Annotated in this window: 1 protein-coding gene; it reads right to left on the bottom strand. The window is 44.1% G+C overall.

What is annotated here, in order from left to right:
- Positions 1-20 precede the first annotated feature (20 nt).
- A protein-coding gene (locus V7K35_RS22390) for an IS630 family transposase (protein ID WP_335081731.1) occupies positions 21-895 on the bottom strand; the annotation gives its coding sequence in 2 pieces (ribosomal slippage) (positions 21-563 and positions 566-895; 873 coding nt in all).
- Between the last annotated feature and the right edge of the window lie 68 nt (positions 896-963).

The raw sequence follows: 963 nt of genomic DNA, 5'->3' as shown, positions 1-963 counted from the left end.
TATAGCAATCGCCAGTATTGTTAGGACGAAAGTTGTAGAACATGCTCTATGGCGTCCCGTAAACAATCAAAGGCATCCAGACATTTGCGGATGCGACTTTTGAGCCATGCCCAACATTTCTCAATCTTGTTGAAGTCTGGAGAATAAGGGGGTAAATACAGCACTTTACACCCTGCCTGCTCAATCAAGTCTTGAATGCGACCCCCTTTGTGAAAAGTGGCATTATCAATAACCAACCATTGTCCTGGTTTGAGAGACTGAATCAAGCAGGTTTCAATCCAGGTTTCAAAAATGATCCGATTACACGCACCCTCAATCGTAAATGGAGCTATCAACTGGTGATTACAATAAGCCGCGATCATGTTGACTCGTCCTTGTCTTCGCCCTGACTTGAGGGCGTAAAATCTCTCACCACGCTGATTCCAGCCATAACCATAATCATCTCGGTTATCCATTCCCGATTCATCGGCATAGACAATATTTTGCTCTTCTATGTGATTGAGTTGTTCTAAAAATGCCTCACGTTTGGATTCATCACGTTCTTGGTAGCCATAGGTCTTTTTTTTCGTGTGAACCTGATTTTTTTGAGGGCACGGGAGATTGTGCGTGAACTGATATCCCCATCCCACAATTGAGCCATTTGTTCCTGAGTCTTATCACCATGAGCTATGGCAAATTCACGAAACTTCTCCCAGTCTGTGATTTTGTGATTATGACCAGGTGGCCTGTTAGGCTCGGCCTTGAACTCACCCGTTTGAGCTTTGCGTTTCAGCCACAGGTGGATGGTGTTGCGGCTGATATTGAATAGCTCACTGGTTTCACATTTTTTGAGTCCATCCATTTCAATGGCCTTGATGACTTTTGCACGTAGATCGTAACTATAGGGTTGAGCCATTCTGAAAACCAGGAGACAGGGCTATGATTACTTTATCTTACGTCTTGATGGAACTGGCGGTTGCTATA

Source organism: Nostoc sp., from assembly GCF_036917275.1.
Lineage (GTDB): Bacteria > Cyanobacteriota > Cyanobacteriia > Cyanobacteriales > Nostocaceae > Nostoc.
Note: the sequence above shows the minus strand (reverse complement) of the source record. Positions and strands in the feature narration are given on the sequence as shown.